Source organism: Paraburkholderia sp. BR10954, from assembly GCF_040965775.1.
In the GTDB taxonomy this organism is placed as follows: Bacteria; Pseudomonadota; Gammaproteobacteria; order Burkholderiales; family Burkholderiaceae; genus Paraburkholderia; species Paraburkholderia youngii.
The window spans coordinates 80,506-107,165 of the sequence record NZ_JBFRCK010000021.1 but is presented as its reverse complement, the minus strand read 5'-3'; the positions used below and the strand labels follow the sequence as shown (position 1 = coordinate 107,165).

At 64.9% G+C, this 26,660-nt stretch carries 15 protein-coding genes and 2 riboswitches; of the genes, 6 read left to right on the top strand and 9 right to left on the bottom strand.

Annotated elements, in window-relative coordinates; genetic code table 11:
• Nucleotides 1–191: 191 nt before the first annotated feature.
• The gene (locus AB4Y34_RS25960) at nt 192–1,922 is read left to right on the top strand and encodes an AMP-binding protein (RefSeq protein WP_176380022.1); all 1,731 of its coding nucleotides are present in this window, start codon (nt 192–194) and stop codon (nt 1,920–1,922) included.
• A gap of 818 nt (nt 1,923–2,740) precedes the next feature.
• On the opposite strand, the gene AB4Y34_RS25955 is transcribed toward AB4Y34_RS25960, so the two are convergent.
• Complete coding sequence (locus AB4Y34_RS25955) at nt 2,741–3,532, bottom strand: transporter substrate-binding domain-containing protein (RefSeq protein ID WP_176380023.1); 792 nt, start codon at nt 3,530–3,532, stop codon at nt 2,741–2,743.
• A 294-nt stretch (nt 3,533–3,826) separates the two neighbouring features.
• Between AB4Y34_RS25955 and hemE the strand changes: the two genes are divergently transcribed.
• From hemE to AB4Y34_RS25930, 5 genes are all read left to right on the top strand, one after another.
• Nucleotides 3,827–4,927 carry a uroporphyrinogen decarboxylase gene (gene hemE / locus AB4Y34_RS25950; protein WP_176380024.1) on the top strand — a complete coding sequence of 367 codons (1,101 nt, stop codon included), beginning with the start codon at nt 3,827–3,829 and terminating at the stop codon, nt 4,925–4,927.
• Between the two features lie 465 nt (nt 4,928–5,392).
• Nucleotides 5,393–7,639: a primosomal protein N' gene (locus tag AB4Y34_RS25945; protein ID WP_368717642.1), complete on the top strand. Its 2,247-nt coding sequence runs from the start codon at nt 5,393–5,395 to the stop codon at nt 7,637–7,639.
• 169 nt (nt 7,640–7,808) lie between these two features.
• Nucleotides 7,809–9,239: a YeiH family protein gene (locus AB4Y34_RS25940; RefSeq protein WP_176380026.1), complete on the top strand. Its 1,431-nt coding sequence runs from the start codon at nt 7,809–7,811 to the stop codon at nt 9,237–9,239.
• A gap of 845 nt (nt 9,240–10,084) precedes the next feature.
• Nucleotides 10,085–14,023 carry a trifunctional transcriptional regulator/proline dehydrogenase/L-glutamate gamma-semialdehyde dehydrogenase gene (gene putA / locus AB4Y34_RS25935; protein WP_368717641.1) on the top strand — a complete coding sequence of 1,313 codons (3,939 nt, stop codon included), beginning with the start codon at nt 10,085–10,087 and terminating at the stop codon, nt 14,021–14,023.
• An 88-nt stretch (nt 14,024–14,111) separates the two neighbouring features.
• The gene (locus AB4Y34_RS25930; protein ID WP_176109940.1) at nt 14,112–15,260 is read left to right on the top strand and encodes a branched-chain amino acid ABC transporter substrate-binding protein; all 1,149 of its coding nucleotides are present in this window, start codon (nt 14,112–14,114) and stop codon (nt 15,258–15,260) included.
• A 72-nt stretch (nt 15,261–15,332) separates the two neighbouring features.
• Here AB4Y34_RS25930 and AB4Y34_RS25925 read toward each other — a convergent pair whose 3' ends face one another.
• The 8 genes from AB4Y34_RS25925 to AB4Y34_RS25890 form a co-directional block, all read right to left on the bottom strand.
• Complete coding sequence (locus tag AB4Y34_RS25925; RefSeq protein ID WP_368717640.1) at nt 15,333–17,060, bottom strand: thiamine pyrophosphate-binding protein; 1,728 nt, start codon at nt 17,058–17,060, stop codon at nt 15,333–15,335.
• Nucleotides 17,061–17,299: 239 nt separating this feature from the next.
• Nucleotides 17,300–18,688: an L-serine ammonia-lyase gene (locus AB4Y34_RS25920; RefSeq protein ID WP_368717639.1), complete on the bottom strand. Its 1,389-nt coding sequence runs from the start codon at nt 18,686–18,688 to the stop codon at nt 17,300–17,302.
• A gap of 28 nt (nt 18,689–18,716) precedes the next feature.
• On the bottom strand, nt 18,717–19,847 hold the full coding sequence (locus AB4Y34_RS25915; RefSeq protein WP_176380031.1) for an alginate lyase family protein: 1,131 nt from the start codon (nt 19,845–19,847) through the stop codon (nt 18,717–18,719).
• A gap of 124 nt (nt 19,848–19,971) precedes the next feature.
• Nucleotides 19,972–22,908, bottom strand: coding sequence for an aminomethyl-transferring glycine dehydrogenase (gcvP, locus tag AB4Y34_RS25910; RefSeq protein ID WP_368717638.1), 2,937 nt, complete (start codon nt 22,906–22,908; stop codon nt 19,972–19,974).
• A gap of 82 nt (nt 22,909–22,990) precedes the next feature.
• A complete protein-coding gene (gene gcvH, locus AB4Y34_RS25905) occupies nt 22,991–23,371 on the bottom strand; it encodes a glycine cleavage system protein GcvH (RefSeq protein ID WP_013090937.1) in 381 nt (126 codons plus the stop codon).
• A 60-nt stretch (nt 23,372–23,431) separates the two neighbouring features.
• The gene (gene gcvT, locus AB4Y34_RS25900) at nt 23,432–24,550 is read right to left on the bottom strand and encodes a glycine cleavage system aminomethyltransferase GcvT (RefSeq protein ID WP_368717637.1); all 1,119 of its coding nucleotides are present in this window, start codon (nt 24,548–24,550) and stop codon (nt 23,432–23,434) included.
• Between the two features lie 80 nt (nt 24,551–24,630).
• Nucleotides 24,631–24,791, bottom strand: a riboswitch (glycine riboswitch).
• 20 nt (nt 24,792–24,811) lie between these two features.
• A riboswitch (glycine riboswitch) is annotated at nt 24,812–24,914 on the bottom strand.
• A 49-nt stretch (nt 24,915–24,963) separates the two neighbouring features.
• The gene (locus AB4Y34_RS25895) at nt 24,964–25,314 is read right to left on the bottom strand and encodes a hypothetical protein (protein ID WP_176109946.1); all 351 of its coding nucleotides are present in this window, start codon (nt 25,312–25,314) and stop codon (nt 24,964–24,966) included.
• 217 nt (nt 25,315–25,531) lie between these two features.
• Nucleotides 25,532–26,581 (bottom strand): oxidoreductase, encoded by a 1,050-nt coding sequence (locus tag AB4Y34_RS25890; RefSeq protein WP_368717636.1) that lies wholly within the window; start codon nt 26,579–26,581, stop codon nt 25,532–25,534.
• Nucleotides 26,582–26,660: the final 79 nt, after the last annotated feature.

The following is a 26,660-nucleotide window of genomic DNA, read 5'->3' as shown; positions in this document are numbered from 1 at the left end:
CGGCTGCTTTTTTTTTGATATCTGGTTGACGTTTACGTAAAGGACGGCAAAATCCATGAGGGTGGAGACATGGGAGTCGGTCGGCGCGATGCGGTGCGGGTAAGACTTGATGCCGGCCCGGTACGCGCCGGTGCACAATCGATTTCAAATTCATTTCAATCGAGCGCGCTCGCGCTCACGGAGACAACACCATGGCAACGCATAGCTCGGGCGAAGGTGCGCTCATCGAACCCGCAGATGGACTGTCGTACGTGCGCGGGTCGACTGAAAATCCGTTGAGCGAAGCGACCGTCGGCGAGTTTCTGCGCGACACCGCGGCGCGCTTTCCCGAACGACCGGCCGTGGTGTTTCGCGAGCAGCGCATTCGCTGGACGTGGAGCGAATTCGCGCAAGAAGTGGACGTGCTTGCGTCCGGGCTGCTTGCACTCGGCATCGCCAAGGGCGACCGCGTAGGCATCTGGTCGCCGAACCGCGTCGAGTGGCTGCTGACGCAGTTCGCGACCGCGCGTATCGGCGCGATCCTCGTCAATATCAATCCGGCCTACCGGCTTGCGGAGCTCGAATACGCGCTGAACAAGGTCGGTTGCAAGGCGATCATCACCGCGGAGCGCTTCAAGACGTCGATGTACCTCGAGATGCTGCAGGAGCTTGCGCCCGAACTCGCGACGCAGCCGCCGGGCGAACTGCATGCCGCGCGGCTGCCGGAGCTGCGCTACGTGATCCGCATGTGCGACACGGAGACGCCAGGCATGCTGAGCTTTTCCGATGTGATCGAGCGTGGGCGCGCGTCATTCGACGCCACCCGGCTCGATGCGATCGGCGCGACCTTGTCGTGCCGTGAACCAATCAACATCCAGTTCACCAGCGGCACAACTGGCAATCCAAAGGGCGCGACGCTGACGCATCGCAACGTCGTGAACAACGCGCGCTATATCGCGATGGCGATGCGGCTCAGTGAGCAGGACGGCCTGTGCATTCCAGTGCCGCTGTACCACTGCTTCGGGATGGTGCTGGCGGTGCTCGCATGCGTGTCGGTCGGGGCGAACATGGTGTTCCCGGGCGAGGGCTTCGATCCCGCCGCGACGCTCGCCGCGACAGCCGAGGAAAAATGCACCGCGCTGCACGGCGTGCCGACGATGTTCATCGCCGAACTCGACCATCCGACCTTCGCGTCTTACGACTTCTCGCGGCTGCGCACCGGCATCATGGCGGGCTCGCCGTGCCCGATCGAGACGATGAAGAAGGTCGTCTCCAAGATGCACCTGAGCGAGATCACGATCGCCTACGGCATGACGGAAACCAGCCCGGTCTCGTTTCAAAGCTCGACGACCGATCCGCTCGATAAGCGGACGACGACTGTCGGGCGCATCCAGCCGCATCTCGAAGTGAAAATCGTCGATCCACTGGGCAATACCGTCCCGGTTGGCGAAACCGGCGAGCTATGCACGCGCGGCTACTCGGTGATGCTCGGTTACTGGGGCGACGAAGCGAAGACGCACGAGAGCATCGTCGACGGCTGGATGCATACGGGCGACCTGGCGACGCTCGACGCCGAAGGCTATTGCAACATCGTCGGCCGGCTGAAGGACATGCTGATTCGCGGCGGCGAAAACATCTATCCGCGCGAGATCGAGGAGTTTCTGTTCCGCCATCCGAAGATCCAGAGCGTGCAGGTCTTCGGCGTGCCCGATACCAGGTACGGCGAAGAAGTATGCGCGTGGATCGTGCTGCGGACGGGTGAACAGGCAACGGCAGAAGAGATCCAGCAGTTCTGCCACGGACAGATTGCGCACTACAAGGTGCCGCGATATATCCGCTTCGTCGACGAACTACCTATGACCGTGACCGGCAAGGTACAAAAATTCGTGATGCGCGAAAGCATGATCAGCGAATTGAAACTCAGAGAGGACAAGACGGCATGACGCTGCCGTGGCAGGCTCCGCAGCCAAACATGAGCAATGGGTGAGGAGTCGAACCGAAGTTGCGCGGCGGACATTCGTCGCGCGCAAACGTTTGAGCAGACGAAAAAAAAGCGGGCCTGGAGCCCGCTAAAAACCACACGCTACGGGGTTAGCGCGAGGAGACCAATGATGGGACGGTTATGCCGACGACCCTGCGTCGATCACGGCCCCAGCAGGGATGCCCCTTCACAGGGCTTCGGCAACCGCCGACCGGCAAGTGCATCGTATCCGCTCACACCACGCACACAGCCACATCCGTGTTGAAACCGTTGAGGGCATTGTGGGCGAATTAACCTACGAAGGCGGTAACAAAGTGTTTCAGGTTGTAACGCCCGCCAGATAAGGCGTTGCGGGATTTATTGCCAAAACAAAAGCGTGTGAAACGTAATTTTTACCGATGACTGCGACGCAGTTCACGCAGCATGATTGATGCCAGTCATGACGCACATCACAGTATAAATTCGGTCATTCATCAGCGTGAAATGGTTGCATTTGCAGCTTTCGAGCGACGAACTTCCTGCGAATAAGCACTGCGACTATGCCCCGAAATATTCGCAAACCGGCGAAAATCTGCGCTGCAACGCAACGACACGAAGCCCCTTGCGCCACTGATTAAATAGAGGCGCATGTCTTCCTTATAGAGCTGATCCGGCAGGTATTACAGCTCGAAGACATCGCCCTTCGTTACATCCTCGCCGATGCGACGCCTTCAGGCCTGCGCAAACCGCCCATGCCGCAATTATTTAGCAGGCTGACGGCCCGGCACGCACACGGTCGTCTTACTTCAACCACTTGTCCGAAATAGCCTGATACTCGCCGGTCGCTCGGGCGAGGTGCAGCCACTGATCGACGTATTGCTGGAACGCGACGTCGCCGCGCGGCAGCAGCCATGCCTTCTCGCCGTACTGAAACGGCTTGTCCGGATGCACAGAGCATAGGCCGGGATTGAGCTTCTGCTGTAGCAAGGTCTCCGACGCATCCGTCACCATCACGTCCGCCTTGCCCGCGAGAATCTGTTTGAAGATCGTCACGTTGTCCGGATAAACGGTCACGTTTGCGTGCGTGAAGTATTGCTTCGCGAACTTCTCGTTGGTGCCACCCGGGTTGACGATCACTCGCGTGGACGGTTGATCGATCTGCGCGACCGTCTGATATTTGTTTACGTCGTCGCAACGGACGATCGGCGTCTTGCCGTCGATCATGTAAGCCTGAGTGAAGAACGCATGCTTCTGGCGCTCGAGCGTCGGCGACACACCGCCGATGCCGATGTCGCACTTCGCGACGAAGTCGTTCATCAGATTCGACCATGACGTCTTGACGAACTCGACCTTCACGCCGAGCGACTTCGCGAGCGACTCAGCCATGTCGATATCGATGCCCTCGAACTGGCCATCGCCTTTGTAGAACGAGTACGGCTTGTAGTCGCCGGTAGTGCAGGCGCGTATCGTGCCGCGGCTGATGATGTCGTCGAGCCGGGACGGCGCGGCCGCGGCGCTTTGGGCGTTGGCCACGCCGACATGCATGAGGACGCCGGCGAGCGCGCCGAGCATTGCGAGTGCTGCCTTCTTCATCGAGTCTCCTAGTGGTGTGTAGTGTGTAATTCATCGGTAAAGCTGTCGGATAGTAGCTTGGCAGCGCGGGCTTGAACATTGGCCGTTCAGCCAGGGTGACCGGGGCAGCAGAAGACAGCGACCCGAAGCCGTACACGCAGTGGCGGCCGGCAGCTGGCGGAGGTAGGCCCGAGCTGCACTTCGCCCGCTTCCCACGACGCGCAGTCGCAACGTCGATTACCCCGCGATGCGCGATGACCGCGGCCGCCTCCGGTAAAATGCTCTTTTGCCCTCAGCCCTCCAGTCGCACGCAACGTGGCCCATCAACTCCTGAACGACACTTTCCTGCGCGCGCTGCTGCGCCAGCCCACCGACTACACGCCGATCTGGCTGATGCGGCAAGCTGGCCGCTATCTGCCGGAATACAACGCCACGCGCGGCCGCGCGGGCAGTTTCCTCGGTCTCGCGAAGAATCCGGCTTTCGCGACGGAAGTCACGCTGCAGCCGCTCGATCGGTATCCGCTCGACGCCGCGATCCTGTTCTCCGACATCCTGACCGTGCCTGACGCGATGGGCCTCGGCCTCGATTTCGTCAACGGCGAGGGGCCGAAATTTGCCCGTCCGGTGCGCACCGAAGACGACGTCGCGCGCCTCGCGGTGCCGGACATCGACGCGACACTGCGCTACGTGACCGACGCCGTGCGTGAAATCCGCTCGGCGCTAAAGGACGCGCAAGGCCGCCAGCGGGTGCCTTTGATCGGCTTCTCGGGCAGTCCGTGGACGCTCGCGTGCTACATGGTAGAAGGCGGGGGCTCGGCGGACTTTCGCACGATCAAATCGATGCTGTACGCGCGTCCCGATTTGCTGCAGCGGATTCTCGAGATCAACGCGCGCTCGGTCGCGGCGTATCTGAACGCGCAAATCGAAGCCGGCGCGCAAGCAGTGATGATTTTCGACACATGGGGCGGAGCGCTCGCCGATGGCATCTATCAGCGCTTTTCGCTGCGCTACATCGAGCAGGTGGTCAGTCAGCTGAAGCGCGAGCACGACGGCGAAAAAGTGCCCGTGATCGCCTTCACGAAGGGCGGTGGCCTGTGGCTCGACGATATCGCCGCGAGCGGTGTCGACGCGGTGGGCCTCGACTGGACCGTGAATCTCGGTAAGGCGCGCGAGCGTGTCGGTAACAAGGTGGCGCTTCAGGGCAACATCGATCCGTCGGTGCTGTTTGCACCACCCGCCGCTATCCGCATGGAAGCGCGCGCGGTGCTCGACAGCTTCGGCAATCATCCCGGCCACGTTTTCAACCTGGGTCATGGCATTTCGCAGTTCACGCCGCCAGAGCATGTTGCCGAGCTGGTCGACGAAGTGCATCGTCACAGCCGCGCGATCCGTAGTGGTGCACACACACCTTCGTGAGACTGTAATCGTTACCGTTTCGTGTTGCGTTGCAGCGAATTGGGCTCTGGGCCTAAGGACCGCAGTTCCTCGAAGAGGCCGTCAGATGGTGGTCTTACGAAAGTCAAGAGTTGACTTATGCACACTTCGCACGCTGCGGCGCAGTAGAGGCTTTAATCGCGGCCGGACCCTTGCACATAGCCGGCGCATTTGATCTGAGCCTTGTCGGGCAAGGCTTTGCGGCGAGCGGGACGAAATGTGCGGAATCCCACACAAGGCCGTCGCTACGCCATTTGCGGCCCGTCGAAGCGAAGTTCTCAACAAAGTTATCCACAGGGCCACGCGCCGAGCGGAATTGTTCAGCCGAATCCAAAACTTAGCGGTGAAATTAAGGTTTTACTTTAACTTCGACGGTATCGCCTACCGCGCGAGCCACCGCGCGCCGCGATTTGGCCTCGTGCCGGCTCGTCCTCAGCGCCTCGCCGAGTGAACGAAGTGTTCGTCCGCGTCGCGCTCGATCATCCGCTGCCGACCTTGTTCGACTACCGCTGCGGCACATCCAAGGCGGCTGTCGTGGGCGCGCTCGTCAGCGTTCCCTTCGGCAAACGGCACGTGGTGGGGCTGATCTGCGAGGTGGCCGCTCACAGCGAGGTGCCCGCCGAACGCCTGCGGGATGTGGATAAGGTCTGCGCGTCGTGTCCGCCGGTGTCGGCGCATTGGCTCGCGCTCGCCGGGTTCGCCGCGGACTACTATCAACGCAGTCTCGGCGAAGTGGCGCTGCCCGCGCTGCCGCAGGCGCTGCGCGACGCGTCCCGCTGGTCGCGGCTGTTCGCGCCGGAAGAGCGCTATCGGTTGACGCCGGAGGGTCGCACGGCATTGCCTGACGCGTTGCCGGTCCGCGCGACGGCCCTCCGAGGGCTCGCGCAGGCACTCGCGCAAGCCGACTTCCTGCTCGCCGCCGACGCCCGCGCGCTGCATCCGAAAGCGCTGGCGACACTCGACACATGGCAGGCCGCTGGCTGGGTGACGCTCGACGTGATCGACGCCGCCGCGGTGCCCGCCGCCGCTTCGCTGCAGGACGCGCCCGCGCCGGTCCTGCCGACCCTCACCGACGAGCAGGCGAGTGCTGTCGAAGCTATCCGCGCCGCCGACGGCTTCGCGCCGTTCCTGCTGCACGGCGTGACGGGCAGCGGCAAAACCGAGGTGTACCTGCGCGCACTCGCCGCGATCCTGGCCGCCAGGCCCGATGCGCAAGCGCTCGTGCTGGTGCCGGAAATCAACCTGACGCCGCAGTTCGAGGCGGCGTTCCGTGCCCGCTTCGCCGCCTTTGACGCCGGCGCGATCGTCACGCTGCACAGCGGCCTCGCCGAAGGCGAGCGCGCCCGCAACTGGTTCGCCGCCCACACCGGCCGCGCGCGCATCGTGCTCGGCACACGGCTCGCGGTACTCGCGTCGCTGCCGCGGCTGGCGATCATCGTTGTCGACGAAGAGCACGATCCGGCCTACAAGCAGCAGGAGGGCTTGCGCTATTCGGCGCGCGATCTCGCGATTTATCGGGCGAAACAGCTCGGTGTGCCGGTCGTGCTCGGCTCGGCGACGCCATCGCTCGAGAGCTGGTGGCAGGCCGATCAGGGCCGCTCCAAGCGGCTCACGCTGTCGCGCCGGGCCGTCGCCGACGCCGCGCTGCCGGCCGTACGCCTGATCGATCTCGAAGACGAGCGCCGCCGCGGGCGGGCGTCGATCGAAGGCTTGTCGGGTCCGTTGATCGCCGCGATGAAGGCGCGGCTCGAACGCGGCGAGCAGAGCCTCGTGTTCCTGAACCGACGTGGCTACGCGCCGCAACTCGCCTGCGACGCGTGCGGCTGGGTGGCCGGTTGTCCGCGCTGCAGCGCCTACGTCGTGCTGCACAAGCCCGAGCGCGCGCTGCGCTGCCATCACTGCGGCTGGGAGTCTCGTATTCCGCGTTCGTGCCCGGAGTGCGGCAACGTCGACATCGCACCGCTCGGGCGCGGCACGCAGCGCGTCGAGGAAACGCTCGCCAGCGCGGTTCCGGGCGCCCGCGTGCTGCGTATCGATGCCGATAGCACGCGCCGCAAAGGCAGCGCGCAGGCGTTGTTCTCCGACGTGCACGCGGGCGAGGTCGATATTCTGGTCGGTACACAGATGATCGCGAAAGGGCACGATTTCCAGCGCGTGTCGCTGGTAGGCGTGCTGAATGCCGATACCGCGCTGTTTTCGCATGATTTCCGCGCGAGCGAGCGCCTGTTCGCACAGCTGATGCAGGTGAGCGGCCGCGCGGGCCGCGCCGGTTTGCCGGGCGAAGTGCTGGTGCAAACGCGCTATCCGCGGCACGCGCTGTATCACGCGCTGGGCCGTCACGACTACGTCGGCTTCGCCAACTCGACGCTCGCGGAGCGACGCGACGCGCACCTGCCGCCGTTCGTCTATCAGGCGCTGCTGCGAGCCGAAGGCCGCACGCTCGAAGCGGCGCTCGCGTTCCTGCAGCAGGCCGCCGCCGAGCTTGCGCAGATTCCGGCCGCCGAGCGTGTCACCGTATACGACGCGGTGCCGCTCACGATCGTCAAGGTGATGCACGTTCATCGCGCGCAGCTGCTGATCGAAAGCGCGTCGCGCGCCGCGCTGCAGGCCACGTTGCGTGCATGGCAGCCGCTGTTGCGCGCGCTCAAGGGCGTGCTGCGCTGGAATCTCGAAGTCGATCCGCTCGACATCTGACGTCACGGCCCAGGTGACGCCGGCCTTACTTCTTTGAGTCATATCCATAGAGCGAATGATCGTTTCGCTTTGCGATAGCGCTCGCCTATATTCGCCAAATCGGCGCATTTTGCGGCTAAACGACAATAATTTCGCGCCGATGCCACTCAACTTTCTCGGGGCATCTGCAATGAGCGACACCCATCATCCAGCACCGGCGGGCACCGCACCGGGTCATCGGCAAGGTGCACAAGACGCGCAAACCGCACGAGGCAGCGGCTTTTCGCTGACCGAAGACTGGCTCGCCGCTGGCGTCGGCCTGCTCGTGATCGTGATTGCGTGGGCGCTGTTCGCGTCGGGCAGCAGCATCAGGTGGCTCGCGGTCGCGCCGGCCAAATGGTCGAGCGTCGCGCAGGCCGCGCAGGACATCGGCAAACATTTGCCCAACTACCTCGCGCTGTTCGCGACATTCGCGGTGCTGTTCGGAGCGAGCGTCGCTCTGCTCAGGCAGCGCGTCGGCGCGTTTCTCGCGGCGTTCGTCGTCGTATTCGTCGCTTCCGCGCTGATCCTGACGCTCGGCGCGTGGGTCGACGCGTCGAAGTACAACCTCGAGCCGCCGCTGGTTGCGCTCGCGCTCGGGCTGCTCGTGTCGAACCTGTTCACGCTGCCGCAGTGGCTCGGGGCGGGGTTGCGCGTCGAGTTTTACATCAAGGTCGGTATCGTGCTGCTCGGCGCGACGCTGCCGTTCACGTTGCTCGTGTGGGCCGGGCCGGTTGCGGTCGTGCAGGCGAGCATCGTGTCGTTGGTGACGTTCTTCGTGATCTTCTTCGTCGCGCGCGCGTTCGGGCTCGATCGGCGCTTTGCCGCCGTGCTCGGTGTCGGCGGCGCAGTGTGCGGCGTGTCGGCGGCGATCGCGATTGCCGGCGCGGTACGGGCGAAGCGCGAGCAGGCGTCGGTCGCGATCACGCTGGTCGTGCTGTGGGCGATCGTGATGATCTTCGTGCTGCCGTTCGTGTCGCGCTCGCTCGGCCTGTCGACGGCCGTCGCCGGCGCCTGGATCGGCACCTCCGAATTCGCCGACGCCGCAGGCATCGCCGCGGCCCAGGCCTACGGCGATTTCGCGCGGCACGCCGGCGGCGCGATCGCCGGCGCGCCGGAAGCGTCGTTGCAGGCGTTCACGCTGATGAAGGTGGTCGGCCGCGACATCTGGATCGGCATTTGGGCGTTCGTGCTCGCAATCGTCGCGACGACGCGCTGGGAAGCGCAGGACAGCGGCGTCACCGCGCGCGCGAATGCCGGAGAGATCTGGGCGCGTTTCCCGAAGTTCGTGATCGGCTTCGTGATCGCGTCGGCGTTGGTCACGTGGATCGCAAGCCATTATTCGCTTGCCGACTACCGCAAGGTCGTCACGCCGGAGTTCGTCGCGCCGATCACGGTGCTGCGCACGTGGGCGTTCACCTTCTGCTTCCTGAGCATCGGTCTGACGACGCGCTTCCGCTCGCTTGCGGCGACCGGTCTGAAGCCGTTCCTCGCGTTCACGGCGGGCGTGGTGGTCAATATCGCGATCGGCTATGCGCTGTCCGCGCACGTGTTCGCGTCGTACTGGAACAGCCTCGGATAATGCCCGTGAAGGTTTCCAAGGATCGTGGCGCGGCGGACACGCGGTGCTGCGCCGGATGCCGGCATCGCGCGAGTGAACGGGACGCGCTCGAGCAGCGTATTCCAGGGCTTGTCGCGTTTAGTTCGGGGTTCGGCGCGAGCGTCGCCGATAGCAGGCTGTGTCGTCTGCACGACCAGCTGGTTTCCCCCGGCGATGTCTGTGCGCAGTTCGAGCCCGTTGCGCCGTCGCTCGGGCCGCGCTGACCCGTAAGCGCGATCTTCAGGCGCCAAGCTCCGCGCACCAATCCAGCTGCACGTTCCCACATCCGCGCGCGTCCGGCTTCATGAGCCGTCGCGCGGGCTTCCCCCGATCTCAGTCATTCAGCGCGCTTCGCGTATCGCCCGCCGATCCACGCGAGGCCGCGCTTGCCTGTTTGCGCTCGTCTTCGCGCGGATTCGAGCTCCTGGTCGCGCCTCGAATGAAAAACACCGCACAAGCCGCGCACATCATCCAGATGCCCAGTATTACCAGCCACTTTTCCATCACACCAACCCTCGGGAACCCCGTTTATCTTTTCTGCGTGCCCTGAAACCGACGTTTCGGGCCGTCCATCGTCATGCTTCTGTATATCGGCGCGCGAAGTCGTTTGATAAGGCTTATTTCAAAAAGAATCACGCCAGGGAAAGTACCGATCGAAAACACCACGCTCCGACTCGCGCTCACCGCCCGGAAAGCCCCGTCCCACAAGGCTCGCGGCATGGTGCAACCAACCTGTCGAATTGGTTGCACCTTTTTATTTGTAGGCGTACGATTCGCCCAACTTTTAGTCTTTCGCCAGGCTCACGCCCGGTATCAAAGAAGGAAACATGGCTAGCACCACCCTTGGCGTCAAGGTCGACGACCTCCTGCGTTCCCGGCTCAAAGATGCCGCCACCCGCCTAGAGCGCACCCCGCACTGGTTGATCAAGCAGGCGATTTTCGCCTACCTCGAAAAGATCGAGCACGGCCAGTTGCCGGCCGAACTGTCGGGCGCAACCGGCACGGCCGATCTCGCCGACGGCGCGGCGGTCGAGAACGAGGAAGATGGCGCGTCGCATCCGTTCCTCGATTTCGCGCAGAACGTGCAGCCGCAGTCGGTGCTGCGCGCGGCGATCACCGCCGCGTATCGCCGCCCTGAACCCGAATGCGTGCCGTTCCTGCTCGGCCAGGCGCGTCTGCCGGCCAACCTCGCGGGCGACGTGCAGGCGATGGCCGGCAAGCTCGTCGAAACGCTGCGCACGAAGAGCAAGGGCGGGGGCGTCGAAGGGCTGATTCACGAATTTTCGCTGTCGAGCCAGGAAGGCGTCGCGCTGATGTGCCTCGCCGAGGCGCTGCTGCGCATTCCCGATCGCGCGACCCGCGACGCGCTGATCCGCGACAAGATCAGCAAGGGTGACTGGAAATCGCACGTCGGCCAGGCGCCGTCACTGTTCGTCAACGCGGCGACCTGGGGTCTGATGATCACCGGCAAGCTGGTGACGACCAATAGCGAGACGAGCCTGTCGTCGGCGCTTACGCGGCTGATCGGCAAGGGTGGCGAGCCGCTGATCCGCAAGGGCGTCGACATGGCGATGCGCCTGATGGGCGAGCAGTTCGTCACCGGCGAGAACATTTCCGAAGCGCTCGCGAACAGCCGCAAGTACGAGGCGCGCGGTTTCCGCTATTCGTACGACATGCTCGGCGAAGCGGCCACCACCGAGGCCGACGCGCAGCGCTACTACGCCTCGTACGAACAGGCGATCCACGCGATCGGCAAGGCCGCGGGCGGCCGCGGCATCTACGAAGGCCCGGGCATTTCGATCAAGCTGTCGGCGCTGCATCCGCGCTACTCGCGCGCGCAGCAGGAACGCACGATGAGCGAGCTGCTGCCGCGCGTGCGTTCGCTCGCGATCCTTGCGCGCCGCTACGACATCGGCCTCAATATCGACGCCGAAGAAGCCGACCGCCTCGAACTGTCGCTGGATCTGCTCGAAGCGCTGTGCTTCGATCCGGAGCTGCAAGGCTGGAACGGGATCGGCTTCGTCGTGCAGGCGTATCAGAAGCGCTGCCCGTTCGTGATCGACTACATCGTCGATCTGGCGCGTCGCAGCCGTCACCGCATCATGGTGCGGCTCGTGAAGGGCGCGTACTGGGATACGGAAATCAAGCGCGCGCAGGTCGATGGCCTCGAGGGCTATCCGGTCTACACGCGCAAGGTCTATACCGACGTGTCGTACCTAGCCTGCGCAAAGAAACTGCTCAGCGCGCCCGATGCCGTGTATCCGCAGTTCGCGACGCACAACGCGCACACGCTGTCGGCGATCTATCACCTCGCCGGCAACAACTACTACCCCGGCCAGTATGAGTTCCAGTGCCTGCACGGTATGGGCGAGCCGCTGTACGAAGAAGTCACCGGCCGCGACAAACTGAACCGCCCGTGCCGCGTGTACGCGCCGGTCGGCACGCATGAGACGCTGCTCGCGTACCTCGTGCGCCGGCTGCTCGAAAACGGCGCGAACACGTCGTTCGTGAATCGCATCGCCGACGAATCCGTCGCGATCAAGGACCTGGTCGCCGATCCGGTCGAGGAAGCGTCGAAGATCGCGCCGCTCGGCGCGCCGCACGCGCGCATTCCGCTACCGCGCAATCTGTACGGCGCCGAGCGGCTCAATTCGATGGGTCTGGATCTATCGAACGAGCATCGGCTCGCGTCGCTGTCATCGGCGCTGCTCGCGAGCGCGCATCATCCGTGGCGCGCCGCGCCGATGCTCGAAGACAACGAGATCGCCGCCGGCGCCGGACGTGACGTGCGCAACCCGGCCGACCATCGTGATCTCGTCGGCACCGTCGTCGAAGCGACGCCGGAGCACGTGAGCGCCGCGCTCGGCCACGCGGTGGCCGCCGCGCCGATCTGGCAGGCGACGCCGGTCGAGGCGCGCGCCGATTGCCTCGCGCGTGCCGCCGATCTGCTCGAAGCGCAGATGCACACGCTGATGGGACTCGTGGTGCGCGAGGCGGGCAAATCGCTCGCCAACGCGGTCGCGGAAATCCGCGAGGCGATCGACTTCCTGCGCTACTACTCGGCGCAGATCCGCGACGAGTTTTCGAACGACACGCATCGGCCGCTCGGTCCGGTCGTCTGTATCAGCCCGTGGAATTTCCCGCTGGCGATTTTCATGGGCCAGGTGGCCGCCGCGCTCGCAGCCGGCAACACGGTGCTCGCGAAGCCGGCCGAGCAGACGCCGCTGATCGCAGCTCAAGCTGTGCGGATTCTGCGCGAAGCGGGCGTGCCGGCGGGCGCGGTGCAACTGCTGCCGGGTAATGGCGAGACGGTCGGCGCCGCGCTGGTCGCCGATCCGCGCACGCGGGCGGTGATGTTCACCGGTTCGACCGAAGTCGCGCGTCTGATCAACAAGACGCTGTCCGGCCGACTCGATCCGGATGGCAAACCGATCCCGCTGATCGCCGAAACCGGCGGCCAGAACGCGATGATCGTCGACTCGTCGGCGCTCGCCGAGCAAGTCGTCGCCGACGTCCTGCAATCGTCTTTCGACTCGGCTGGTCAACGGTGTTCGGCGTTGCGCGTTCTATGTCTGCAGGACGATGTTGCGGACCGCACACTCGAAATGCTGACGGGCGCGATGCGCGAGCTCGCGCTCGGCAACCCGGACCGGCTGTCGACCGATGTCGGCCCGGTGATCGACCTCGACGCCAAGCGCGGCATCGACGCCCACATCGCGGCGATGCGCGACAAGGGCCGCAAGGTCGAGCAACTGCCGCTGCCGGAAGGCGCGACGCAGGGTACGTTCGTGCCGCCGACGCTGATCGAGCTCGACAGCATCGACGAGCTGAAGCGCGAAGTGTTCGGCCCGGTGCTGCACGTGGTGCGCTATCGCCGCAGCCAGCTCGAGAAGCTGCTCGAACAGATTCGCGCGACGGGTTACGGTTTGACGCTCGGCATTCACACGCGCATCGACGAAACGATCGCGCACGTGATCAGCCGCGCACACGTGGGCAACATCTACGTGAACCGAAACGTGATCGGCGCGGTGGTCGGGGTGCAGCCGTTCGGCGGCGAAGGACTGTCCGGTACGGGGCCGAAGGCCGGCGGCGCGCTGTATCTGCAGCGTCTGCTCGCGACCCGTCCGGCTGGTTTGCCGAAGTCGCTCGCGAAGGCGCTGGTGGTCGAAGTGCCGCAGGCGGCGCAGGCAGCAGAAAAGGGCGACAATCCGGCGGCCGCGCTGACCGCGTTGCGCGACTGGCTGATCGCCGAGCGCGAGCCGCAGCTTGCCGCGCGTTGTGACGGCTATCTGTCGCATGTGCCGGCGGGCGCAACCGCGGTACTGTCGGGGCCGACGGGCGAGCGCAATACATACACGCTGGGCCCGCGCGGCACGGTGCTGTGCATCGCATCGACGGCGAGCGGCGCACGCGTGCAGTTCGCGGCGGCGCTGGCTACGGGAAATCGTGCGTTGTTCGAAGGCGCGGCCGGTGAACAATTGGTCTCGCAATTGCCGGCGTCGCTGAAGGCGCATGCGAGCGTGAAGAAGAGCGCCGACGCACCGTTCGACGCCGTGCTGTTCGAAGGCGACAGCGACGAGCTGCTCACGCTCGTGAAAGAGGTCGCGAAGCGCGCGGGGCCGATCGTGTCGGTGCAGGGCGTCGCGGCCCGGGCGCTTGCGAGCGGCGAAGAGGACTACGCGCTCGAGCGTCTGCTGACCGAGCGCTCGGTCAGCGTGAATACCGCGGCGGCAGGCGGTAATGCGAATTTGATGACGATCGGTTGAGCGAACCTCGGCGATTTCTTCAATAGAAAGGAAGCGGGCACGGCGACCCCGACACCGCTTCATCCACACCTGGTATCAAGGAGAAGCTATGCAACACAAAATGAAACAGCTGGCAGGCGCAGCTCTGGTTGCCGCTATGTCGCTGGCGGGGACGGCCAACGCTCAATCGACGGAAGACGTGAAGATCGGCTTCGCTGGTCCGATGACGGGCGCACAGGCGCACTACGGCAAGGACTTCCAGAACGGCATCACGCTCGCGGTCGAAGAGTTCAACGCGACGAAGCCGGTGATCGGCGGCAAGCCGGTTCGCATCGTGCTCGACTCGGCCGACGACCAGGCCGACCCGCGCACCGGCACGACGGTCGCGCAGAAGCTCGTGGATGACGGCATCAAGGGCATGCTCGGCCACTTCAACTCGGGCACGACGATTCCGGCCTCGCGCATCTATGCGAACGCGGGCATTCCGCAGATCGCGATGGCGACCGCGCCGGAATACACGCAGCAGGGCTTCAAGACCACCTTCCGCATGATGACGTCGGACACGCAGCAAGGCTCGGTCGCTGGCACGTTCGCGGTGAAGAACCTCGGCATGAAGAAGATCGCGATCGTCGACGATCGCACCGCTTACGGCCAGGGCCTCGCGGATCAGTTCGAGAAGGCAGCGAAGGCGGCCGGCGCGACGATCGTCGATCGTGAATACACGAACGACAAGGCCGTCGACTTCAAGTCGATCCTCACCAAGCTGAAGTCGTCGAACCCCGATCTGATCTACTACGGCGGCGCGGATTCGCAAGCGGCACCGATGGTCAAGCAGATGAAGCAGCTCGGCGTGAAGGCGCCGCTGATGGGCGGCGAAATGGTCCACACGCCGACCTTCATCAAGCTCGCCGGCGACGCGGCGAACGGCACGGTGGCATCGCTCGCCGGCCTGCCGCTCGATGAAATGCCGGGCGGCAAGGCGTACGTCGAAAAGTACAAGGCGCGCTTCAACGAAGACGTGCAAACGTACTCGCCGTACGCGTTCGATGGCGCGATGGCGATGTTCAACGCGATGAAGAGCGCGAACTCGACCGATCCGGCCAAGTACCTGCCGGTGCTCGCGAAGACCTCGAAGCCGGCCGTCACGACGGCCAACCTCGCGTACGACGAGCGCGGCGATCTGAAGAACGGCGGTATCACGCTGTACAAGGTCGTCGATGGCAAGTGGACGACGCTGCAAAGCGTGGGCGGCAAGTAATTTTTTGGGCTGAACCCGGTTGACCACAAAAAACCCCGCTTCGGCGGGGTTTTTTGATTGGCGGCGCGATTTTCACTCCCCCCGCATCTTCCTCCCCTGCTCACGAATCATCTCGAGTGTCGCCGCGGGCGTGCTCGCTTCCTGCGGCATCCGAATCTCGATCACGGCCGGCAGCTGCGATTCGATCGCGCGCTGCAACGCCGGCAGAAAATCCGCGGTACGTTCAACGGTCTCGCCATGCGCACCGAACGACCGCGCAAATGCCGCGAAGTCCGGATTCGTGAGACCGGTGCCATGCACGCGATGCGGATAGTGCCGCTCCTGATGCATGCGAATCGTGCCGAAATGGCTGTTGTTGACGACGATGAACAGCACGCGCAGGTCATACTGCATCGCTGTTGCCAGTTCCTGCGCGGCCATCATGAAGCAGCCATCGCCGGCGAGCGCGACCACCGCGCGTTGCGGATACAGCGACTTTGCCGCGAGCGCCGCCGGCACGCCGTAGCCCATCGCGCCGCTCGTCGGTGCGAGCTGCGAACGGAAGTGTCGATATGAGAAATGTCGATGCAGCCACGTCGCGTAATTGCCCGCGCCGTTGGTGACGATCGCGTCCTCGGGCAAATGCGCGCGCAATTGCTCGATCACTTCCCCCATCTGCACGTCGCCGGGAGTCGGACGCGGCTTGCGCCATTCCAGATACGCGCGATGCGCTTCTTCTGCGGCACCCGCCCAGGCGAGCTTGCCGGACGTCGACGGCTTCAGTTCCGCCAGCATCGCCGTGAGTTCAGGCATGCCGGAGACGATTGGCAGATCGGCCGCATAGACGCGCCCCAGTTCTTCCGCACCCTGATGCACGTGCACCAGCGTCTGTTTCGTCTTCGGGATGTCGAGCAGCGTGTAGCCGTTGGTCGTCGCTTCGCCGAGGCGCGGACCGAGCGTGAGCAGCAGGTCCGCGTCGCGAATGCGCTGAGCGAGCGCGGGATTGACGCCGAGACCGACGTCGCCCGCATAGTTCGGATGCTCGTTGTCGAAGGTGTCCTGGAAGCGGAACGCGAGGCCGATCGGCAACTGCCAGTTTTCGATGAAGCGCCGCAGGTCCGCGCATGCGGCCGCTGTCCAGCCGCTGCCGCCGGCGATCACCATCGGCCGTTGCGCGCCTTCGAGCAACTCGCTTAGTCGCGCGATCTGCGCTGCTGAAGGCGATGCGGCCACGCGGTGATAAGCGGGCGCGACAGGCACCGCGTCGCAGGCATCGCTCAAGACGTCTTCGGGCAGCGCCAGCACGACCGGCCCCGGCCGTCCCGAGGTGGCCGTATGAAACGCATGGCTCAGATATTCGGGGATACGCTTAGGGTCGTCGATCTGCGCGACCCACTTCGCCATCTGACCGAACATGCGCCGGTAGTCGATCTCCTGGAACGCCTCGCGATCGAGATGTTCGCGCGCGCACTGGCCGATCAGCAGGATCATCGGCGTGGAGTCCTGAAACGCGGTGTGCACGCCGATCGACGCATGCGTCGCGCCCGGTCCGCGCGTGACCAGCGCGACACCCGGGCGGCCGGTCAGCTTGCCGACCGCTTCGGCCATGTTCGCGGCCGCGGCTTCGTGACGACAGACGATCGTCTGGATGCGCTCGGTTTCGTCGTGCAGCGAATCGAGCACGGCGAGAAAGCTTTCGCCGGGAACGCAGAACACACGTTCGACGCCGTGCGTGAGCAACGCATCGACGACGAGGCGCGCGCCGGTCGTGCGTGCGGTATGGGAAGCGGAATTGGCAGCGGGAGCATTCGGCAGCGACATTGCGAAGAAGCCTCCTGGCAGTGCGTGAGTGCGTTGTGATGGAGCCGCATCGGCGGAACCTGCAACAGCGGCCGATGGGTGCTTCGACAGCTTACGCCGAGCACGTGGGCGCTGTCATGGCGCAGCGCAACTGTTCGATCGGCGTGGGCGCAACGCGGTCGCCCAAATGAAAAACGCGGGCCATAGAGCCCGCGCTTTTCCGATGCGATTGCATGCAATTGAATGCCGCGCTCACCGACTCAACACTCGACGATATTCACCGCGAGGCCGCCGCGCGAGGTTTCTTTGTACTTGGTCTTCATGTCCGCGCCGGTTTCACGCATCGTCTTGATCACCGAATCGAGCGACACGTAGTGGCTGCCGTCCCCGCGCAGCGCCATGCGCGCGGCATTGACCGCCTTCACCGATGCCATCGCATTGCGCTCGATGCACGGAATCTGCACCATGCCGCCAACCGGATCGCAGGTGAGCCCGAGGTTGTGCTCCATGCCGATTTCCGCGGCGTTCTCGACCTGCTTCGGCGTGCCGCCCATCACCGCGGCCAGCGCCCCCGCGGCCATCGAGCAAGCGACGCCGACTTCGCCCTGGCAGCCCACCTCCGCGCCGGAGATCGACGCGTTCAGCTTGTACAGGATGCCGATCGCGGCGGCCGTCATCAGGAAGTCGATCACGCCCTGCTCGTTCGCACCCGGCATGAAGCGCGTGTAGTAATGCAGCACCGCCGGAATGATGCCGGCCGCGCCGTTGGTCGGCGCGGTGACGACGCGCCCGCCCGCGGCGTTCTCTTCGTTGACGGCGATCGCGTACAGGTTGATCCAGTCGACCATCGACAGCGGGTCCTGCAACGCGCGCTCAGGGTTGCCCGTCAACGCACGATACAGCTGCGGCGCGCGCCGCTTCACCTGGAAGGGGCCGGGCAAGTGACCATCGGCGTCGGGATTGTTGATGCCGCAACCGCGCGCGACGCATGATTGCATCACGTCCCAGATCTTCAGCAGACCCGCGCGCGTTTCTTCCTCGCTATGCCAGACACGTTCGTTTTCCCACATCAGCTGCGCGATGCTCTTGCTGCTCGACGCGCACAGCGCGAGCAACTCGTTGGCGGTGCGAAACGAGTGCGGAAGCTGATCGACGGCGCTCAACACCTTCGTGTTCGGTGCGCCAGCCGTCACGACGAAGCCGCCGCCGACCGACAGATAGGTCGACTCGCGCAGCGTCGCGCCTTGCGCATCGAACGCGAACAGCTTCAGGCCGTTCGGATGCTCGGGCAACGCCTGGCGATAAAACGCGATCTGCTCCTTCTGCACGAAAGGCACCTCGTGCGTGCCGAGCAGCGCGAGTTTGCGCGACGTGCGCACCGCTTCCAGCCGTTGCGCGATCGTGTCGGGATTCACGGTGTCGGGCGCATCGCCCATCAGGCCTAGCATCACGCCGCGATCGGTGCCGTGCCCCTTGCCGGTCGCGCCGAGCGAGCCGTACAGCTCCGCTTTCACCGCTGCGGTGGCATCGAGCAGCCCATCGCGCTCGAGTCCCTGGACGAACATCAGCGCCGCGCGCATCGGCCCGACCGTATGCGAGCTCGACGGACCAATGCCGATTTTGAAGAGATCGAAAACGCTGACTGCCATGTACTGCTCCCTGCCTATAGATAAGAGTTTAGCGCGCCGCCAGCGGCAAGCACACGGCGAGCCACGCGGGCGGCGTCGGTGCGAGCTGCAGCGCGACTGGCGTAAAGCGTCCATCGAGACGCGCCGCCAGGTGAAACAGTTCCGCCGCGTTCTTCGGATCCCACCGACCCGAATAGCCGGGCAAGCCGGCCTCGCGACGTTTTGCATCGAACGCGACGTTCGAATGCACGAATTCCTCATGCGTCTGGGTGCCCATCGCAAACGGCACGAGCCAGTTCAGCGCGGCGAGCAGCGTCGCGCCGTTCGCGCCCTTCTCCTGCAGCCAGTTGCGGTTGTGGCGGCGCGCGGCGAGCGCGGCCGTCACCAGCGGTTGCAGATCGTAGGTGACGTAGTGCAGCGCATCGCGCTCGCCGAAGTCGATCGTCGAGCCGTCCGGCGCGATGTTGTCGCCGATATGCTCGACGAACAGCCGTTGCGCGGCGTTGATCATCTTGCGATTGTCGAGCGTGAACGCGGCCATCGCGATCAGCTTGATACGGTGGCTTTGCCAATTGTTACGGAACGTGCCGGTGAGCGGCCGCGGCTGCGCGTCGATCTGTGCGATATAGCCGTTGGCGAACTTCGTCAGAAACGCCATCGCCGCATTGCGCGTTTTGACGGGCAGCGCGCTCGCTGTCATGTCGTAGGCGAGAATCAGCCCTTCGAAACCCGTTTCGTCGATCGGATTGAAGCTCGGCTGATAGGTCGTGACCCATGTATACAGCAGACGATCGACGAGCTTCAGGAAGCGGTCGTCGCTGGTCGCGCGCCACGCGAGCGCGGCATCGCGCAGCAGGTCGAGATCCTTCTGCGCTTGGACGCTCTGATCGTAGATGCCCTCGTGCGGCAGCGTGCCTTCGGTGTGCAGTTTCGCGAGCGCATGGGGCTGCTCGTTCAGATGCGCCTGCACGTTGGCGACGAGCGCCTTGACGCCGGGATCGGCATTGGTGCGCTCGCTCGTTTGCAGCGCCGGCGCCGCGCAGAAATTCATCGCGGCCTGCGCCTCGCGCAGCGGCAGCAGCACGGCCGCAGCGGCCAGCAGCACAGCGTAAGCGGGTCGCCACGGACGGAGACCCGCCGCCTCGTCCCGGCTTTGCATCAATCGCACCTTTCGCGCCATGCGAAACTCCTCGTTAGGCTGATTCGGTGTGTGATGTTAGCCGGTTGCGGCTTTCAACAACAGGATCGCGCGCGGACGCTGACGGACCTTCGCAGCGCCGCGCGAGACTTCCCTTGACTCGCTCTTACTCGTAATCGGCGATCGGCACGCACGAGCAGAACAGGTTGCGATCGCCGTACACGTTGTCCGCACGACCGACCGGCGGCCAGTACTTGTTCGCGATCAGCGTGTTCAGCGGATACGCAGCGGTCTCGCGCGCATACGCATGCTTCCAGTCGTCGGCGATCACGACCGCCGCCGTGTGCGGCGCGTGCTTCAGCGGATTGTCCTCGCGGTCCGAGCGGCCTTCCTCGACCGCGCGGATTTCCTCGCGGATCGCGATCATCGCCTCGATGAAGCGATCGAGCTCTTCTTTCGACTCCGATTCGGTCGGCTCTACCATCAGCGTGCCCGGCACCGGGAAGCTCATCGTCGGCGCGTGGAAGCCGTAGTCGGCGAGGCGCTTGGCGACGTCGTCGACGGTGATGCCGCTCGTGTCCTTGATCGGACGCAGATCGAGAATGCACTCGTGCGCGACGAGACCGCCGGGGCCCGAGTACAGCACCGGATAGTGCGGCGCGAGCTTGTTCGCGACGTAGTTCGCGTTGAGGATCGCGGTTTCGGTCGCGGCCGTCAGGTTCTTCGCGCCCATCATCGCGATGTACATCCACGAGATCGGCAGGATCGACGCCGAGCCGTACGGCGCGCCCGACACCGCGCCGATGCCGTTCTCCGCGCGCTGATAGCCCGACGAAGTCTGGTTCGGCAGGAATTGCGCGAGGTGCGCGCCGACCGCGACCGGACCGACGCCCGGTCCGCCGCCGCCGTGCGGAATGCAGAAGGTCTTGTGCAGGTTCAGGTGCGAGACGTCGCCGCCGAACTGGCCCGGCGCGCACAGGCCGACCATCGCGTTCATGTTCGCGCCGTCCACGTACACCTGGCCGCCGTGCGCATGCACGATCTCGCAAATTTCGCGGACGTTCTGCTCGAACACGCCGTGCGTCGACGGGTACGTGATCATGATCGCAGCGAGCTTATCGGCATGCTGCGCGGCCTTCTTCTTCAGATCCTCGATATGGACGTTGCCCTGCGCGTCGCATGCGACGACCACGACCTGCATGCCGGCCATCTGCGCCGACGCCGGGTTCGTGCCGTGCGCCGAAGCGGGAATCAGACAGACGTTGCGATGCGCTTCGCCGCGCGACGCGTGATATGCGTGGATGATCAACAGACCCGCGTACTCGCCCTGCGAGCCCGCGTTCGGTTGCAGCGACACGGCCGCATAGCCGGTTGCGGCGACCAGCATCTCTTCGAGCTGATCGATCATCTCGCGATAACCGACGGTCTGTTCGGCCGGTGCGAACGGATGGATCTGGCCGAACTCGGGCCACGTGACCGGCAGCATTTCCGAGGTCGCGTTCAGCTTCATCGTGCACGAGCCGAGCGGGATCATCGAGCGATCGAGCGCGAGGTCCTTGTCCGACAGGCTGCGCAGATAGCGCAGCATTTCCGTTTCCGAATGATGGCGGTTGAACACATGATGCGTGAGGTACGTGCTCGTACGTTCGAGCGCGGCCGGCACCGACGCGGTGTTCGATGCGCTCAGCGCGGCGTCGAGCGCGTCGACTTGCGGCACGTCGCTCGCGAAGGCCGCTTGCGCGAACACCGCGAGCAGGTCGGCCAGATCGTGGCGCGTGGTGGTTTCGTCGATCGACAGACCGACTTGCGTCGCACTCACGCGGCGCAGGTTGATGCGCCTGGCCGTGGCCGCGTCGAGCAGCGCTTGAGTGCGTGCGCCGGTGTCGAACGTAAGCGTGTCGAAGAACGTTTCATTGACGAGCTTATAGCCGAGCTGCTTCGCGCCTGCGGCGAGCAGCGCGGCGACCCGGTTCACGCGCAGCGCGATCGTCTTCAGGCCGCGTGGGCCGTGATAGACCGCATACATGCTCGCCATGATCGCGAGCAGCGCCTGTGCGGTACACACGTTCGAGGTCGCCTTCTCGCGGCGGATGTGCTGCTCGCGCGTTTGCAGCGCGAGACGCAGCGCGGGGTTGCCTTGCGCGTCGACGGTCACGCCGACCAGACGTCCCGGCATCTGCCGCTTGAATTCGTCGCGCACCGCGAGGTACGCGGCATGCGGGCCGCCGAAGCCGACCGGCACGCCGAAACGCTGGGTATTGCCGACCGCGACGTCCGCGCCCCATTCGCCCGGCGGCGTCAGCAGAGTCAGCGCGAGCAGGTCGGCGGCGACGACCACATGGCCGCCCGCCGCGTGGATCGCTTCGGTCAGCGCGCGGTAGTCGCGCACGTCGCCGTTCACGCCCGGGTATTGCAGCAGCACGCCGAACGCGTTGGCGTCGGCGGCTTCAGCGGCCGGGCCGACCTTCACTTCGATGCCGACCGGCGTCGCACGCGTCTTCACGACTTCGATGGTTTGCGGCAGCACGTCGTCGGCGACGAAGAACACGTTCGACTTCGGTTTGCCGACGCGTTGCAGCAGCGTCATCGCTTCGGCTGCAGCGGTCGCTTCGTCGAGCAGCGATGCGTTCGAGATCGCGAGGCCGGTCAGGTCGGTGACCATCTGCTGGAAGTTCAGCAGCGCTTCCAGGCGGCCTTGGGAAATTTCAGGCTGGTACGGCGTGTACGCGGTGTACCACGCCGGATTTTCCAGCACGTTGCGCAGGATCACCGTCGGCGTATGGGCGTTGTAATAGCCCTGGCCGATGTAGGAGCGGAACACCTGGTTCTTGTCCGCGAGCTCGCGCAAGGCGGCGAGCGCTTCGGCTTCGCTCTTCGGTTGCGCGAAGGGGCCGAGCGGCAGCGCTTCGGTGCGGCGGATCGTCTTCGGAATGACGGCGTCGATCAAGGCCGCGCGCGACGCGAAGCCGAGTGCTTCGAGCATCGCTTGCTGGTCGGCCGTATCCGGGCCGATATGCCGTTCGGCGAAGGCGTCGTGCACTTCGAGCGCGGCGAGCGAGAGAGGAGTGCGGTTCATCAGACGATCCGGGTGTTCGAGCTTCATGGGTGTTCCTGGCGGCGCGGCGCGCGCCGTTGTGCGAGCGCCGCGCCTGACGGTTAAAACGAAAAGTGAATCAGGCAGTGACTCAGGCGCCGATCGACTTCGCGTACGCGTCGGCGTCGAGCAGACGCTCGAGCGACGCGTCGGCGGCCGGCTTGATCTTGAACAGCCAGCTGTCGTACGGCGTGCTGTTGACGGTGTCCGGCGAGTCGCCGACGGCCGTGTTCGCTTCGATGACTTCGCCCGAAACCGGCGCGTAGATATCGGAAGCGGCCTTCACCGATTCGATCACGGCGACGGTGTCGCCGGCGGTCACGGACTTGCCGAGTTCCTGGACTTCGAAGAAGACGATGTCGCCGAGCGCTTCCTGCGCGTGGTCGGTGATGCCGACCGTCAGCGTGCCGTCCGCTTCGGTGCGGACCCACTCGTGCGATTCGGTGTATTTCAGATCGGCCGGGATGCTCATTGGATGCTCCTGAACGGTATGTTCGGTAGTGGTTTGAATGTAGGGGCGTGCGCCGGCCGCTTAGACCGCCAGCACCTTGCCGTTGCGCACGAACGGCAGTTTTACCACGCTTGCGGGGCAGGCTTTGTCGCGAATCTGGACATGCACGGTGTCGCCCGGCTGCACGCCTTTCGGCACGCGCGCGAAGGCGATCGATTCCTGCATGGTCGGCGAGAACGTGCCGCTGGTGATTTCGCCGTCGCCGTGCGGCGTGACGACTTTCTGATGCGCGCGCAGCACGCCGGCAGCCTTGCCGTTGTCCTTCAGCAGGATCAGGCCGACGAACCCGGCGCGCGAGCCGTCGGCTTCGAGGCTGCTCTTGCCGATGAAGTCGCGCGGTGAGGTGAGGTCGACGGTCCATGCGAGGCCGGCGTCGAGCGGCGAGACATTGTCGTCCATGTCCTGGCCGTAAAGATTCATGCCGGCTTCGAGGCGCAGCGTGTCGCGTGCGCCGAGACCGGCCGGGCGCACGCCTTGGGCGGCGAGCGCATTCCACAGCGCTTCGACATGCGTAGCGGGCACGATGATCTCGAAACCGTCTTCGCCGGTGTAGCCGGTGCGCGCGACGGTCAGCTCGCCGAACGGCGTGCCGTCGATGCGCGCGGCGTTGAACGGCTTCAGCGCTTCGGTCGCGGCGCGCGCGGCCGGCACCGTTTGCCAGGCTTTTTCGCGCGCGTTCGGGCCTTGCACCGCGACGATCGCCAGATCGCGGCGCGGCGTGATGGTGAGGCCGAAGCCGCCTTCGGCGTTGAGCTGGCCGAACCAGGCGATGTCTTTGTCGGCGGTGCCGGCGTTGACGACCACGCGGAAGTGGTCTTCGCCGAAGTAATAGACGATCAGGTCGTCGATCACGCCGCCGTTCGGATTCAGCATGCAGGAGTAGAGCGCGCGGCCCGGCGTTTGCAGCTTCGCGACGTTGTTCGCGAGCGCGTATTCGAAGAACGCGCGGACACGCTCGCCGGTGAAGTCGACCACGCACATATGGGACACGTCGAACATGCCGGCGTCGGTGCGCACCGCGCGATGTTCCTCGATCTGCGAGCCGTAGTTGACGGGCATGTCCCAGCCGCCGAAGTCGACCATGCGGGCATTGAGCGCACGGTGAGCGGCGTGGAGCGGGGTGCGTTTGAGTTCGGTCATGGGGCCTCGGGCGTCTCGCGGAACAAAAAAGGCCATGCGGCGCACTGCCTCGCGGCCTTGTGCCTGCGAGCGTGGTTCTGCATGACCCCTCTGTCCTCGATACCTGAGAGATTGCGCCGCCGCGACTGGCTCAATGAGCTCGATTCGTCACGGGGAAACGCGCGCCCCTTCGGTGGGCAGCTTGCCTGCGGTGCACGACGTGCGACGCGGATGGCTACTGCCGCTCTCCAGAGTGCGAAAAAACCGCCGAAAGACGGGTTTTTCGACGCGGTCGGTCCTTTTGCCTGAGAGTTTGCGGGTGTGCCCCTTCGGCGGCGCGGCCTGCGATTTTTCGCTTGCCAGCACGCTCTCCCGACGCGTGCGGCGAATGTACGCGACGGGCCGGGGCTTGTCAAATAAAGGGCCGGGAGCGCTCACTCGCCGATCGCATGAGCCGCATTGTCCAGTTCCTGGTTCAGCACGCGCTGTTCTTCCGCGGACAAACCGCCACCGTGCTGCGTGGCCATGTCACGCGCTTCCTGACGGATCGTCTCGAGGCGGTGATGCAGCGCGGCGCCTTGCGGCGGTGGGTAATAGCCCTGATTCACCCGAGTGTCGATACGGCGCGCGAGATTGTCGATGCGGCCCTCGACCTGATGCAGGCGCTGGTCCGCGATCTGCTGCGGAGTGGGGCTCGGGTGCGGGGCCGGCGGCGGCGTTACCACGCAGGCGGCGACGGAGCCGAGCAGCGCGCATGCAACAAGGGCACGGATGATTCGAGACATGGATTCTCCAGGAGTCGTTGTCGTATCGATTGCTACCTCGCTAGCAACGGATGACGAGGAACGCCCGCTGACTCGGCAGCGGGCGAATTTGTAACGTTATGTTCCTTTCTGGAACGTCAGGAAAGGCACGCGCCGACGGCCTTTAAGGCGCGGAAGGTCATCCTGTTTTCGGTACACAGACCGCGCGAGCACGGTGCCACGCGCAGCGATGCAAGGCTCAGCGAATGCGCTCGAACGGCAGCCGCACGCCTTGCTCGGAGCTGCGCGCGGCCAGTTCGATGATCGTCATTACGTCGACCGCGTCGCGCGTGCTGACCGGAAATGCGATGCCGTTCTGGATCGTGTCGGCCAACGTAATATAGAAGCCTGCGTACTCGCCGTTGCGGGTGGGCAATTCACGTTCGACTTCCTGGTCGCCTTGGAGCACGCGCAGCACGCCGGGGGTGTTGCCGGCGCCGAAGCCTGCGTCGCCGGGGCGCAGGCCGGCTTTCAGCTGATCTTCCTGGGTGTCGAGGCCGTGTTTCACATAGCTGCCGCGCGTTCCATGGATCGCAAAGCGCGGTCCCGGCAACGCGGTCAGCGCGCTTGCATGCAGGACGACCTCGAACTCCTCGTAGCCGAGCTGGATGTGCACGTAGTCGGGTGCGCTTGCGTCGTCGCGATGCGTGCGCACCGTCGCCGAGACGGTCTGCGGTGCGCCGAAGAGGGCGAGCGTCTGGTCGATCAGGTGCGGACCGAGATCGAACAGCAGACCGCCGCCGCGCGTCACGTCTTCGCGCCAGCGCTGACGCACGCTCGGTCGGAAGCGGTCGAAATGCGATTCGTAGTGCGTGATGCGGCCCAGTTCCACGCGCGCGAGCAGGTCGCGCACGGTCAGAAAATCGCCGTCCCAGCGGCGGTTGTGAAAGGGTGCGAACAGCTTGCCGCGGGCGAGCGCGATATTGGCAAGGGTGTGGGCGTCGGCGGCGCTCAGCGTGACAGGCTTGTCGACGACCACGTGCTTGCCGGCTTCGAGCGTGCGGCGCGCGAGGTCGAAGTGGGTGTCGTTGGGCGTCGCGATCACGACGCAGTCGATGTCGTCGAGCGCGAGCAGCGCGTCGAGATCGGCGACGATCTTCGCGTGCGGATAGTCGGCGTGCGCGCGCTCGGATTGCCCGGTCGCAATCGCGGCGACGCTCGCGCGTCCGCAATGTTCGATCACCGGTGCGTGAAACGTCGCGCCGGCGAAGCCGTAGCCCATCAATCCAACCTTCAGCGATGCGGACATGCGATTCTTCCTGGAGAAACGGCGCGCCGCCTTGCCACCGCGGCGGCGGCGCGCAATCTCATCATTGTGGCATTTGTGG

Excerpts from the sequence above, each read along its gene's own strand:
- AB4Y34_RS25960 (WP_176380022.1), top strand. The coding sequence starts at position 192 with ATGGCAACGCATAGCTCGGGCGAAGGTGCGCTCATCGAACCCGCAGAT.
- AB4Y34_RS25955 (WP_176380023.1), bottom strand. The coding sequence starts at position 3,532 with ATGAAGAAGGCAGCACTCGCAATGCTCGGCGCGCTCGCCGGCGTCCTC.
- AB4Y34_RS25940 (WP_176380026.1), top strand. The coding sequence starts at position 7,809 with ATGAGCGACACCCATCATCCAGCACCGGCGGGCACCGCACCGGGTCAT.
- putA (WP_368717641.1), top strand. The coding sequence starts at position 10,085 with ATGGCTAGCACCACCCTTGGCGTCAAGGTCGACGACCTCCTGCGTTCC.
- AB4Y34_RS25930 (WP_176109940.1), top strand. The coding sequence starts at position 14,112 with ATGCAACACAAAATGAAACAGCTGGCAGGCGCAGCTCTGGTTGCCGCT.
- AB4Y34_RS25925 (WP_368717640.1), bottom strand. The coding sequence starts at position 17,060 with ATGTCGCTGCCGAATGCTCCCGCTGCCAATTCCGCTTCCCATACCGCA.
- AB4Y34_RS25920 (WP_368717639.1), bottom strand. The coding sequence starts at position 18,688 with ATGGCAGTCAGCGTTTTCGATCTCTTCAAAATCGGCATTGGTCCGTCG.
- AB4Y34_RS25915 (WP_176380031.1), bottom strand. The coding sequence starts at position 19,847 with ATGGCGCGAAAGGTGCGATTGATGCAAAGCCGGGACGAGGCGGCGGGT.
- gcvP (WP_368717638.1), bottom strand. The coding sequence starts at position 22,908 with ATGAAGCTCGAACACCCGGATCGTCTGATGAACCGCACTCCTCTCTCG.
- gcvH (WP_013090937.1), bottom strand. The coding sequence starts at position 23,371 with ATGAGCATCCCGGCCGATCTGAAATACACCGAATCGCACGAGTGGGTC.
- gcvT (WP_368717637.1), bottom strand. The coding sequence starts at position 24,550 with ATGACCGAACTCAAACGCACCCCGCTCCACGCCGCTCACCGTGCGCTC.
- AB4Y34_RS25895 (WP_176109946.1), bottom strand. The coding sequence starts at position 25,314 with ATGTCTCGAATCATCCGTGCCCTTGTTGCATGCGCGCTGCTCGGCTCC.
- AB4Y34_RS25890 (WP_368717636.1), bottom strand. The coding sequence starts at position 26,581 with ATGTCCGCATCGCTGAAGGTTGGATTGATGGGCTACGGCTTCGCCGGC.